Source organism: Paenibacillus sp. FSL K6-1566 (assembly GCF_038050475.1).
Classification (GTDB): Bacteria; Bacillota; Bacilli; order Paenibacillales; family Paenibacillaceae; genus Paenibacillus_AQ; species Paenibacillus_AQ lactis.
Genome location: NZ_JBBOSR010000001.1, coordinates 2,769,625 through 2,782,624, shown reverse-complemented (window position 1 = coordinate 2,782,624; position 13,000 = coordinate 2,769,625). Strand labels below are relative to the sequence as shown.

The window sequence follows — 13,000 nt, the reverse complement described above, 5'->3', positions numbered from 1 at the left end:
AGATAAGACCTTGATCTACGACCTTGGTCGTATAAGGGTTTATGTCTTGAACCATCCATTCTTGATTGCGTACAGCGCGGCTTGGGTCCGATCCTGGACCTCCATTTTACCGAGGATATGCGAAATATGCGTCTTGACCGTCTTCTCGGTAATATGCAATGCAGCCGCAATTTCCTTGTTGCTTCGCCCCATCGTAATTTGCTCCAGCACATCCCGCTCGCGGGCAGTCAGGATGTGGATGCCTTTGGCCGCTTCGTCGCCTGTTGCCACATGGGCGATCAGCTGATTCGTCACTTGCGGATGGAGCGTGCGGTTTCCGTTCATTGCCGCGATGATTGTCTCAACCAGCACCCTAGGCTCGATATCCTTGAGCTGGTACCCGATCGCTCCTGCTTTAATCGCCGGCAGAACTGAATCACGGTCGGCAAAGCTGGTAAGTATAATGACCTTCATTTTGGGAAAACGGGCCATAATTTGCTTCGTCGCTTCAATCCCGTCCATTTCCGGCATTACCAGATCCATCAGAATAACGTCAGGCTGCAGCAGCTCGGCTTTTTCAAGCGCCTCGAGCCCGTTCAGTGCCTGGTCCACGATTTCGATCATGGGCTGCGTCTGCAGGAAATATCGCAAACCTCTTAATACTACCAGATGATCATCCACGATCAATACCTTTATCTTATTCATCCGTACCCTCTTTCCTGGCCTGTAGAGGAACCGTCACCGAAAGAACGGTCCCCATGCCTTCCTCACTGCTAATGCTTAAGGTGCCGTTGATTTCCTCAGCCCTCTCCTTCATGCTGGTGAGCCCAAGCGAACGCTGCTTTTTCTCGATGGTCCCCGGGACGAATCCCCGTCCTTGATCCGAGATTTTCATGAATACATTGGAGCCTTCCCGCGCAATCCGGATCCAGGCACGATTCGTGCCCGCATGCCTGCTGATATTGTTAAGCGCCTCCTGTCCGATCCGGTACAGCGCCTCTTCCACTTCCTTCGCCAGCTCGGGGAGCTCTTTCATGAGGAAAGTGATCTGGATGCCCAGCTTTTCAGCATAATCCTTTAGGGAGGACAAGATCCCGCTTGCTTCCCCGAATGGACGCAGCTGCCAAATAAGCGAGCGCATTTCTGCGAGCGTCTCTTGGGCTAACTGCCCGATATCATGGATCGCTTCTGCGGTATTCGGATCCGCGATCAGCGTCCTCTCGCGAACCCCTTGCGCTAGCAGCGATAGGGAGAATAGCTTCTGGTTGACCGAATCATGGAGATCACGGGCAAGACGATTACGCTCCTCAGCCAGAAGCAATTCCTGCCATTCGTAATAAATGCAAATTTTCTCTATTGCAAGTGAGATATGCTCAGCAAGCATCTCGAGAATTTCCATTTCCAGCTCGCTGAATGGCACGCTATCCCGCCCGATGAAAAGCACGCCTATAGATTCCTTGGTCTGAAAAGTTCGCTCCTGATGGGTTAACGGCAGGGCCGCCGAATGGGGATGGGGCCCAATACCAGGCAGAACCCGTACAGGACCTTCATGGGTTACGACTCGCTGCTCAGCAAAAGCTCGATGGATGATTCCTTCACCCTTGCCGGACTTTCGCGTGCTTTTACGGACCGGCTTCATGGGGCTGTGCGTCACACCATGATGACAAAGGGTATGCAGGTAAAGCTCATCATCTTTCTCGGCCGTAATCAAGGCGACGCTCGGCCAGTCAAAGGAGGCGCACAGTTGCTCGACGATCGCCGTATACATCCGATTTAAATCGTTGATCTTCCACAGATATCTGGTCACCCTCGTTGCTTTCGCATAATAATCAACAATGAAGCGGGCCATGCTGCTCACCGCCTGCTTCTCCCTCAGTTCATACAATCTGGCCCGCTCGACAGCGGTTCCGATCTGGTAAGCGACCGATTGCAGGAGCGCAAGCTCGCTTTCCGAAAAATGCTCTTTGCCTGGAGAACCCACATTGAGAATCCCGATACGGTTCCCTTGCACTGTCAGAGGGATCGTCGCATGGTGCGTTAATTGATGAGTTTCGCCCCAGTTCTCTTTAATTGCATTATGCAGCCGCTCACACTCAATGATCGTAACCGGCTCTGTCAGGCTGCCGGACCAGTACATTCGAAGACATAGACAGTCGCCGCAGCGCATAGGCTTCTTCCCCTCCCAAGTTAAGGCAGGGGGCAAATGACGGTCTGCCATCATGCTGTACTCCGGTTTATCGCCGGCCAGAAACAGCCAGCCCGTTTCAAGCTGAGTCAAAGCCAGCAGCTTCTCAAGCGTAGTCTGCAGCATTTGCACCATGTCGCTGCTTTGGTTGAGCGTCTCTGCGATGGTCTTAAGGATCGTAAGCTCTCTTACATGCTGCTCCGGATGCTCTAACATAAAGGCCACACCTCGTCTATCGGAAAATAGTAACTTATAATAAATAGGGATCATTTCATTCGAATTTGGAAAAGGAAGTTTCATGCTGATAGCGAAGTAGTATTCGAAAGTGAAGTTGATAACACGGTCAGCACCCATTTTAAGATGAAGGAGCTAAAGGCAATGACAACCTCAAGCAAAAATAAAAGGACATGCAGCCAAGGCCATACTTATTATAAAAGCAGCGATTGTCCGACCTGTCCCATTTGCGAGCAGGATCTAAAGCCTGAAAACGGATTTCTCTCCTTGCTCTCGGCACCTGCAAGACGGGCCTTGGAGAATCACGGAATCACGACCTTGCAGGAGCTGTCGAACTACAGCGAGAAGGACATTTTGAAGTTTCACGGGATGGGACCCGCTTCACTGCCGAAGCTGCGAACGGCTTTGGAAGCCAGGGGGTTATCGTTCAAAGAGTAGCAACGGAATATGCCTGCCTGAATCTCATTGTCTGCATACCGATTGAGGAAAAATCGGTGCGCGCGTCCCTCTCAAGTGGGCTCAGCTTAAAGAGCCCTCTTTCCTATGCCTGATCCGGGCTCACATATAGCTGCTTCTCAAGCATGATTTCATCTTCCTTGACGAAGCCTGATTTCCCGTAAGCACGGATCGCCGCATCATTATCGCAGCCAGTCAGCACTTTAATGGTAGCGACGCCCTGCGTACGCAGCTGCTCTTCAATGCATTCGATCATCATCCCCGCAAGCCCGATGCCCCGGGCCTGTTCCTGCACGTACATTTCCGTAATCTCAGCCAGCAGCTCCTCATAGCAGAACGACGTGTAGGTCTGCGCGCAAGCAAAGCCGACCGGTTCATCGTTCAGAAGGGCAATCACGACGATCTCGTCTCCATGCTGCAAGCGCCGCTCCACGGTAGCGACCGGCATCTTTCCTCCATTAAATTCATCGTTTAAGTTAACCAGAGCCGGCGCATCCGAGCTTGTGGCCAAACGCACCTTTGGTACTCGATTCATGAAATCCACTCCCAACGTTTCCCGAAGTCTTCTGAATGCAAGAATCCCTATTAGTATACCATCATTATCCAGTCCAGCCCACGAGTGATTCATCCGTAATTAACAGAGGCATAAAAAAGATCCTTGCTGCACCAGGCAGCAAGGACCTTCATTGTCATGACCTTTGGTTATATGGCGGTTACCGAAAACATCAGACCGGAATACAGAAGGATAACGGCAGCCATCCCGCTGAGCAACCCTTCAAGAGCGCTCCGGTTTTTGCGAAAGGCCCGGATCACGTTCCATAGAAGCACCAAGCCGATCCCTAGACTAACGATCCCGTACCAGCTCCAGCCAAAAGTAAGCGAACCGGATGCATACCCCGGGTGAAACCATTCAAAGGTTGGTGCCGGTCCGTATACGACGAGCGTATCGGCAACCTCGTGAGGCGCCGGCTGCTGGTTCATGTATCCGGTCACGATATACACCAGTCCGATCAGGATTCCTTCGCACTTCGCCCAGCGCTCCGGCTGGAAGGACCGGTCTCGGGACAGCTTCCGCTTCACCAAATACCCGTTAACGAACCCGAACACGAGCAGCGGCAGAATCAGGATATGCTTGACCAGCAGCGCTTGCCCGTAAGATAAAGCCCAGCTGTTTACAGGGTCCGGCGTGACGCCTGTCATCAGAAACAGACCTGAACCAATGACGGTGATAACGCAAATGATGGCCATCGGGTGGAACCATCTCAAAAAGGCGTCCCAACGGTCCAGCGCCTTGCCGAACCATCCCGCAAGCAGCAGGGTGCCCGACCATATCGCCATGGCCGTAAAATGCCCGAAGAAGGCCAGCTGCCCGGCGCTTTCGAACAACGATGCCGCATGATTAAAAGAGGACATCGCCGCCGCTATGCCCAGCAAAGCAACAGGCATCAGCCAGCGAAGCATCGACCCCGGGTTCCGCCGCACGGTTACCGTCAACACGGCCATCACGATGGAAAGCACCAAAATCCATGCATAGCGCTCGCCTTCGCTGAATTTGAACATGATGCTGTTGAAGGACTGCCAGAATCCGATGTCATCCTTAAAGAACATAATGATCTTGAGAAGCGGGATAAAGCTGCATGCCGCCACCGTAATGGAGGCAGCCGGTCCCAGCCAGGCCGGAACGGACACGCCAGGCGTGCTGCTTCTTGTAATCAGTGCCATGACGGTCAGTCCTGCAAGAAGAGCATAGGCGAAATACAGCAGCGGTTCGGTTATCCAATAGTAAGACATTATTTTCTCTTGCGTGAAGCTTTAATAGCGAAGTAGGCCGCAATAAATACTACGATAACAACGACTACAATCCAAACCGTCGAATTTCCGCCTTCGGATTGCTTCGGCTCGCCGTTATCTGCTTGCTGCTCGGTATCCGCCCCGTTATCTGCTTGCTGATCCGTATCTGCTGCGCTGTCCGTTTGACCCGCGTCAGCTTCTCCATTCGAAGCCGTGCCGCCATTCGTTGATGCATTATCGGTACCTGCTGCCGCATCAGGAGCAGGCTCTTCTTCCAGGACAGGCTCTTTCTCGGGAGCATCCACTTGAAAGGAATAGGTTCCGTCGACCGGATGTCCGTCGCCGCCTACAATTTTCCATTCTACGGTATAGGTTCCGGAAGGAAGCGGTTCGTCAACCGCTGCGGACAACGTCTTTCCGCTTACCTGCGTTCCGGATAGCTGGACCTCTTCCCCCTTCTCGTTCTTCACTTTGAGCGTGCTTAGATTCTCGTCTATATTCTCATTGAAAGTAAGGCTGAACTCCTTCACGCTTTCGGTGAGCTTGGCATCCGCAGCCGGGCTGCTGGTCTCTAGTTTGGAATGGGCCCAGGTTGCTGTAGGAAATACCAGCACAAGCAGGAGACCCAACGTTAATAAGAATGAGGTCTTTAATGATTTCAACATGCTAATCTCCTCCACACCACGTATCTTAAATTTTAATCATCCCCATCATAACAAAGAGATTATCCTAAAGCTATCGAGTAATTTGTGAACGTTCTTTACCTGATCGGATAGGCAGGGGCAGCCCGCATTTTCCCGGCCAACGCCGTATCTTCGTGAACAACAAGAAGGCCACCCGAATCGTTCGGATGACCTGATCATAAGAGAGGTAGCCCTTAATGGCCATTGACATCGGATATCCTCCCATCAATTACTGCACCTGCTTCCGATGTAGCTGTTTCCCTTAGAAAGTATTCGACTTTTTCGACAATCCTCTTCTCTATTGCCTGCATCGTATTCTTAAGTTCATCTTATATAGCTACTCTCGCTCATACCAATAACCCGGTATACCGGACGTTAGCCTCATCAGCGCCTCCAGATAATAATAGTCGCCCCAGACCATGTAATCGTCGGGCCCCATGCCTCCTCTTACATAATAGGAGCCATGTTTGATCAGCCCCTCCTCTTCAGGCTCATGCATTGTGGAATACGACCGGACAAGCGAGCTCATCGATTTCTGCACCGCTTCGTTCAGCAGCACCCGGTCCGCGTCCCCTTCAGCGAGAAACTCCATTATTTCCAGCATACCGCATGCGGCTATAGCCGAAGCCGAGCTGTCACGCGGAGTCCCCGGCTCGATCGGCACATCGAAATCCCAATACGCGACGTGATCCTCCGGCAAATGCTGAATAAAATAACGAGCCGCACGCTTCGCCGTTTCCAGATACAACGGATTGCGGGTGTACCGGTACGACAGCGCGAATCCATAGATCGCCCAAGCCTGTCCGCGTGTCCAGGTAGAACCGTCATGATAGCCTTGATGCGTTCCTCCTCGAAGCGGCGTGCCGTCGGACTGATCGAAATAAAAGGTATGGTAGGAGGAATCGTCCCCGCGCATCAAGTAGCGACGGCTCTTTTCTGCGTGAGCTATGGCGGCGTTGAAGTACCGCTCCTCTCCGGTCTGTTGGTGTGCCCAGTACAGGAGCGGAATGTTCATCATGCAGTCGATAATGATGCGGCCGCCGTTCTTCTCGTCTCCCTTAGGCCCCCAAGCCTGGATATACTGCCCGCCTTCCCGGAAACGGAGCATCAGGTGATCCGCAGCCTTCAGCGCGAGCTCCCTCCCCTCATCCCGGCCGTCCACGATCCATGCGGCCAATGCGGAAGGCAGATACAGAAAGCCGATATCATGATGATCCAGATGCTTGCGTTCCTGCAGCCTTATTTTAAAATCATCCATCTGCAGAAGCGCTGTTTCCTTAAAGAACGGGTCCTGCGTGTGCTCATAGCACAGCCAGACCATCCCTGTGTAGAAGCCTTCGATCCAATCCGTGCTCTCCCCCCACTCATAACGCTGCTCCTGCGTGATATGCGGAAATTTCATCGGGTGTCGTTCCAGATTTCTTCTCGTCTTCTCAACCGCATCGCGAATCGCTTGCTCCCACATAACCTAAAGACCTCCTATTCTTTGATCGCGCCGATCATGACGCCCTTCACGAAGTATTTCTGTAAAAATGGATACAAGAACAAAATCGGCAGCGTCGCCACCATGATGGTCGCATATTTGATCGTTTCGCCCACCGGCATCCGATCGCCGCCTCCGACGGATGTCATCATGCTGTTCGTGTCGTTCTGGATGAGGATCTCGCGCAGGATCAGCTGCAGCGGGAACAAATTTCGGTCTCTCAAATAAATAAGCGCATCAAACCATTTATTCCAATGCCATACGCCATAGAACAAAATCATGACGGCGATGACTGGCAGCGATAGCGGAATAATGACGCGGAACAGAATCGTCCAATCATTGGCCCCATCGATCCGTGCAGACTCCTCGAGTGCCACCGGAACCCCCTGAAAGGCCGTACGCATAATGATCAGATTCCATGTCGTCATGGCGCTGGGAATAATGAGCGCCCAGTACGTATCCAGCAGGCCGATATTTTTTACGAGCAAATATTTCGGGATCAGTCCGCCGTCAAAAAACATCGTCAGCACGATCAGCATCATGATGGTGCTTTTCCACATGACATTTTTCCGGGATAAGCCGTATGCGCCCAGCGCGGTCATGAAAATGTTCAGCGTCGTTCCGACAACCACGTACAGCAGCGTGTTGAGATAGCTTCGGATAATATTCGGATTCTCAAACACCATCCGGTAGGAGTCCAGCGAGAAACCCTTGGGCCACAGCAGAATCCCGCGATGCTGAACGAATTCGGAGGGCGTGCTGACGGATGCAAACAAGACGTACAAAAACGGATACAAGGTCACGATGGATAACAGGCACAACAAGACGACGTTGGCCGTATCGAATAGGATTTCACTCACAGATCTCGAAGTTCGCATGCTTCCCCTCCCTACCACAGCTTCGTTTCGGTAAATCGTTTGCTGAGGTAATTAGCCCCTATAAGCAGTACAAAATTGATTAAGGAATTAAACATGCCGACCGCGGCGCTGAAGCTGTAGCTCGCCTCCAAGATGCCCTTGCGGTAGACATAAGTCCCGATCACATCCGCCGTTTCGTACGTGACCGGATTGTACATAATCAGTATTTTCTCATCCTGCAGCGCCATGAAGGAACCGATCCGCAGGATCAGCAAAATGATCACCGTCGGCATGATGCCGGGCAGCGTAATCATAAGCATCTGCTTCCAGCGTCCCGCCCCGTCGACCTTCGCCGCCTCATACAGCGACGGATCGATGTTCGATATGGCTGCCAGATAAATGATCGAGCCCCAGCCGATTCCCTGCCATATTGCAGACGAGGTATATATGGTGCGGAACCATTCCGGCAGCCGCATGAATGATATCGGCTTGCCGCCGAAATAAGCGATCAACTGATTGATCAGCCCGTCAACGGACAAAAAATCCACCAGCATGCCGACGACGACCACAACCGAGATAAAATGCGGAATATACGTGATGGACTGAACCGTCCGCTTGAACATCCGATTCCTCACTTCATTGAGCAGCAGTGCCAGCACGATCGAGGCCGGGAATACAAAGATCAGGTCATAGAGCCCCAGGACGATCGTATTGGTGACGACGCGTTCAAAGAAGAAGCCATTGAAAAATTCAATGAAATGATCGAAGCCCACCCAGGGGCTGTTCCATATGCCAAGTCCGGCCGAAAAGTTTTTAAACGCGATTTGCAGGCCGTACAAGGGCCCGTAATGAAATACGGCATAGAATGCCACCACCGGGAGCAGCATGAGATAAATCACGGAATTCCGCCGGAAATCCCTTGCTGCCCTGGTCCTGAAGCTTTCTTTTTTCACCGGTCTGACGATTGGGTTCATCTCCTGCTTAAGCTGCAATTTCAGCCCTCCCCTGACTTGGAAAATAGAACCATGCGGGAGACAAGCGCCAATCCGGCTGCCCTCCCGCATGGCGAAGCATGCCCTAACGGGCTTAACGGCTGTTGAAACGGTCCAGCGCCGCCTGCTGGATCTTCACCGCTTCCTCGATCCCCATACCCTGAATCGTCTCGACGAACTTGTCGAATCCGCTGATCGGCTCCACGCCCATAATGAATTTGTTCACCATTTCCTCGTAATAGGTGTTTACATCGTTCATGATGGATGCATACCGCGTGCTCTCTTCAGCCGTAGGGGAAATGACCGGCATCAGGCGGCTGTTGTCCGCCTTCATCCAGGTCTCGATCGCCGCTTTCTGCTCAGGCAGCGCGGAATATTGCTCGATATACCGGCGGTCCTGCACGAATGGACCGGAGTAGCTCGCCAAATTGTATTTGGCCAGCGCTTGGGTAATGGACAGCCCGTCCGGATTCTTCATCACTTCATCCGTATACGTCGGGTACCCGTCCTTCATCTCGTAGCTGACGCCTTCGACGCCGAAGTTAAACAGCATATGCCCTTCTTCGCCGTATTTGTAATCGAGCCATTTCACCGTTTCGGCCGGATTTTTGTTGGCCTTCGTAATCGCTGCTCCAAAGCCGTTATACGCCGAGTCCTTCTGACCCAGAATCGGCATATCTCCTTTCTTCAGCACGACGTTTGGCGCTGCCGCCAGCTTGACATCCGGATTGGATGCCTTCATTAGCTCGGTATAACGACCCAAACTGCTGCCCATGTAGCCCGAGAAAGCACCCACTTGGCTGTTCGTGACCTTTGCGTCCTTCAGTGTGGCGTCCGTGGCGGCAAAATCTTGATCGATCAGCCCTTCGGCATACCACTTGCTCATCGTTTCCAGATAAGATTTGAACTCCGGCTGGATCGGACCGTACTTCACCTGACCATCGACCTGATAGAATCCGGTCGTAATTCCCCACGCACCCACGAAAGCATGGTTGATCCCCGTCATGTCCAGGTCAAGCAGCAGCGGGATTTCATCCGCCTTCCCGTTTCCGTTCGGATCGCCCGTCTTGATCGCCTTCAGAACCTCATACCATTCATCGATCGTCTCCGGGACCTCAAGCTTGAGCTGGTCCAGCCAATCCTGCCGAATAATGAGCCCGTTGAACGTCAGCAAGTATTCGTCTCCCCGCAGGAACGGGAACACGTATATATTGCCGTCATCGGTCGTAATGAGCTTCCGGTACTCCGGGTTGTCATTCAATACCTTGGTTAAATTCGGCGCATGCTCCTCGATCAATTCATTGAGTCGGATGATCGTGCCATCCGAGATCGCCTTATCCGGACCGCCGGATACGTTTGCCCACCCATACTCGATGACGTCCGGTAAATTGCCCGAGGACACCATAATATTGAAGGCATCCGCTTCCTGCCCGGCCGGAGGGTGCTGGAAGGTGATTTTGGTACCTGTCGTCTTCTCCAGTTCTTGATAGGCAGCGATGCCATTCATGTCCTGCATGGTCGCGGAAGCGTTTGCATTTAATGTCACCCAATAAGTCAGCTTGCCGGGATAACCGACCTCACCGCCGGATGCAACCTCCTTGCCTTGTTCGCCTCCCTGCTCCTCCGCCCCGGAGCCTTTACCGCTGCAGCCGGCGATCATCGCCACGATTAAGATCAAGATCGCCATTTTTGCCGTACGTTTTCGAATGGTTCCCATAGTCGACGCCTCCTTTTTTTGAATGCATGATTTTCGTGTCAGCCTCGGGACAGCTCTGCCGCCCTTGCCTAATATTAGGGAGAAAGCGCCGGGATCGTACATCATACATTTTCAATATCGGTAAACACCAATTAAGATTCGGCATGATCTTTTCTTAATGTGGATGATAGGGAATGCAGCGTTTCCTTATATTTTCCGGGCGTAATCCCTTCGTATTTCTTGAATACCCGGATAAAGCCGACGTCGCTGGTATACCCGACTGATCGGGCGATCTGCGAGATGGTGCTCCCCGCATCCTTCATCATTTCCTTGGAGCGCTCAATTCGGATCTTCGCCAAATAATCGGTCAGATTCGAGCCGCTGTTCTTCTTGAAGAAAGCCGATAAATACGGCGGCGTAATATTGAACTGCTCGGCAATGGATGCCAAACTGATCATCGCGTCGTCGTGGTGCTCGATAATGTATTTTTTGATTTTTTCCAGCAGCAGCGTTGAGGAATCGCCCCTCTGCTGTTTTACATACAGGCAAACCTGATGGAACATAAACTGCATCTCCGAATACAGCTCTTCCAGAGAACCCGCTTCCGTCATGTTTTCAATGGGCTTTGCAGGCGTCCCCAAGATATCCTCATACTTTAAATTCAAAGCATTCAGCAATTTAAACAAGGTACTGAGCAGATTCGCAAACAGCAGCCGCCCATGCTCCGGGGTAATCTGCTTCCCTGTAAAGTTGTTTTCATACAGCTGCTGAATGATGTCCTTCGTTTTCACCGCGTCCCCGCTCTTCATCGCATTGATCAGCTGGATTTCCGTTTCGATCGGAAAGTCATAATACACCTCCGCTTCCCGTTTCATTTCTTCATAAAACAGAATGGGTTTATAGGCTGTAAAGATCGAGTACTCCAGCGCTCTTACGCTCTCTGCATAACAGCTTGGCAGCTGCCCCATCCCTGCATGGATGCTGCTGATTCCGATCGTGGTCACCGTCCGGAAGCGCTGCTCGATGACTCTTTTCACCTGCTCGGCCCATTCATACAGCTCAACTCCTTTACCGCATTCCTCAGGAACGTTCAGAATAATGGCGACTTCGTTCTTCTCCAGCTCAACGGCGTAGGCGGCATAACCCGGCATCTCTTCCGCCACTTTCCCGGTCACGAATCGGATTAACGCCCATTCCCGCTCACAATCATGATGAATAAAGCCGCTTGCGTCCCGGAGCTCAATCAGCGCCACGGCGAAGCTTGAGTGCGGGAAGGTTATGCCCATGAATGAAAGGGACTGCTGCGAAATATCATCCGTATCGACATGCCCCTTTAACAGGCGAAGCAGGAAATTCGCGCGGATGGCCGGCGTCTGCCTGAACAGCTGCTCTTCCATCTCCACCTGCTTGCCGAAGGAATCCGCCATGGTGGATTTGATAAACTCATATTCGTTTCGGATATTCCCTCCTTTAGTCGGATGGGATTGCCGGATAAAACGAATGATGTCACGAAGAGGATGATAAGCCCGATAGGTCATATATGCGCACACGATAATTCCGGCAGCCAGACATAAGGCCAGAACACCGACCGCCATTCGCTTGACCATGATCACCTTCGCCATAAATACATTTTCGGGAACGAGCGATACATACTCCCAGCCGTTACGAGCTGAAGTGGTAGACACGGTCATCATCCCGCTCTCCGAAGCTGATGCCCCGTTAGCGAGCTCACTCCTCTCACCCGCACTGAGCAGGACCTGCCCCTCCGCATCCTTGATGTAGATCGTGCCGTGATTCGCTTTCACGATCTCCTCAAGCAATCCCATGATTTGCCGTTCTTCGATGAGAATCACCAAAGCGCCCTTCGGGGTGCTCTTTTCCCCGAATGGAAGCGTTTGCAAATAGGTTAGCATTCGTTTCTTGTTTAAGCCCTTGCCGACTTCGGTTACCGGGAGAAAGCGATTAAAATGAACGCCGTGAAGGATATCGTCCTGAAACTGCTTATACGTTAAATTGGGGTAGCCGTAGATTTCCGAGAACAAAATGGATGAATTCGTTTTGAAGCCCGGGCTCACCACCGTATCGCTCTTCCGAAGATACACATAAAAATCCGTTATGAAGCTGCTGCTGTTCCGATAACGCTCCAGCTCCTTCATAAAGCTCAAATAATCATACCGTTCCTCAGCGGTTTGGAGCGTTCCAGACTTGAGCAGGGTGTCCAGCTTCGGATGCGATGAAGTATTCCGGGAGATCAGATGCATCTCATCCAGCCGACCGTCCACCACTTGCTTAGCCTGTTCAATCAGGGCCATATTGGCGTTGTTGGCGTTCTCGACCATGATGCTTTCGATTCTCGTATACAGCCCTCCGAATACGATCACCGGAATGAGCAGCACTACAAGATAGGACAGGAGCAATGTAACAAATACGGACGTACGGCTCGATCGTTCGGCTTTCAATCTAGTTGGAAATACTCCCATCTACTTTCTTCCCTCCAGTTCGATTTGAATGATTCATGATGACCACATTAGATTAATTCCATCATACTGGAATTAATTTTCATGAACAGACTTTCTTGAAAAATGTTAATCGATCACGAAATCGTATCATTCCCGCTGGAAGGCGTCTTTCGGCAAGCGGGATG

The 13,000-nt window shown here is 51.8% G+C and carries 11 protein-coding genes; 1 reads left to right on the top strand and 10 read right to left on the bottom strand.

Features of this window, described 5'->3' with window-relative positions; translation table 11 throughout:
- Positions 1–39 precede the first annotated feature (39 nt).
- Both NST08_RS12200 and NST08_RS12195 read right to left on the bottom strand, forming a co-directional pair.
- Entirely contained in the window at positions 40–684 is a 645-nt protein-coding gene (locus NST08_RS12200; RefSeq protein ID WP_007130065.1) for a response regulator, read from the bottom strand.
- Complete coding sequence (locus tag NST08_RS12195) at positions 677–2,380, bottom strand: GAF domain-containing sensor histidine kinase (protein WP_341341790.1); 1,704 nt, start codon at positions 2,378–2,380, stop codon at positions 677–679. The genes NST08_RS12200 and NST08_RS12195 overlap by 8 nt, the downstream gene beginning before the upstream one ends.
- Before the next feature lie 162 nt (positions 2,381–2,542).
- Between NST08_RS12195 and NST08_RS12190 the strand changes: the two genes are divergently transcribed.
- Positions 2,543–2,836: an RNA polymerase alpha subunit C-terminal domain-containing protein gene (locus NST08_RS12190; RefSeq protein WP_007130063.1), complete on the top strand. Its 294-nt coding sequence runs from the start codon at positions 2,543–2,545 to the stop codon at positions 2,834–2,836.
- Between the two features lie 103 nt (positions 2,837–2,939).
- On the opposite strand, the gene NST08_RS12185 is transcribed toward NST08_RS12190, so the two are convergent.
- The 8 genes from NST08_RS12185 to NST08_RS12150 all read right to left on the bottom strand — a co-directional run bounded on the left by NST08_RS12185 (position 2,940) and on the right by NST08_RS12150 (position 12,836).
- Entirely contained in the window at positions 2,940–3,389 is a 450-nt protein-coding gene (locus NST08_RS12185; protein ID WP_007130062.1) for a GNAT family N-acetyltransferase, read from the bottom strand.
- A 167-nt stretch (positions 3,390–3,556) separates the two neighbouring features.
- A complete protein-coding gene (locus tag NST08_RS12180) occupies positions 3,557–4,645 on the bottom strand; it encodes a copper resistance D family protein (RefSeq protein ID WP_007130061.1) in 1,089 nt (362 codons plus the stop codon).
- On the bottom strand, positions 4,645–5,310 hold the full coding sequence (locus NST08_RS12175) for a copper resistance CopC family protein (RefSeq protein ID WP_007130060.1): 666 nt from the start codon (positions 5,308–5,310) through the stop codon (positions 4,645–4,647). Before NST08_RS12175 ends, NST08_RS12180 begins: the two co-directional genes overlap by 1 nt.
- A 355-nt stretch (positions 5,311–5,665) precedes the next feature.
- Positions 5,666–6,793: a glycoside hydrolase family 88 protein gene (locus NST08_RS12170; RefSeq protein ID WP_007130058.1), complete on the bottom strand. Its 1,128-nt coding sequence runs from the start codon at positions 6,791–6,793 to the stop codon at positions 5,666–5,668.
- A 14-nt stretch (positions 6,794–6,807) separates the two neighbouring features.
- A complete protein-coding gene (locus NST08_RS12165; RefSeq protein WP_007130057.1) occupies positions 6,808–7,689 on the bottom strand; it encodes a carbohydrate ABC transporter permease in 882 nt (293 codons plus the stop codon).
- Between the two features lie 11 nt (positions 7,690–7,700).
- Entirely contained in the window at positions 7,701–8,642 is a 942-nt protein-coding gene (locus NST08_RS12160; RefSeq protein ID WP_050954030.1) for an ABC transporter permease, read from the bottom strand.
- Between the two features lie 112 nt (positions 8,643–8,754).
- A complete protein-coding gene (locus tag NST08_RS12155) occupies positions 8,755–10,377 on the bottom strand; it encodes an extracellular solute-binding protein (protein ID WP_007130055.1) in 1,623 nt (540 codons plus the stop codon).
- A gap of 131 nt (positions 10,378–10,508) precedes the next feature.
- Positions 10,509–12,836 carry a helix-turn-helix domain-containing protein gene (locus NST08_RS12150; protein ID WP_007130054.1) on the bottom strand — a complete coding sequence of 776 codons (2,328 nt, stop codon included), beginning with the start codon at positions 12,834–12,836 and terminating at the stop codon, positions 10,509–10,511.
- Positions 12,837–13,000: the final 164 nt, after the last annotated feature.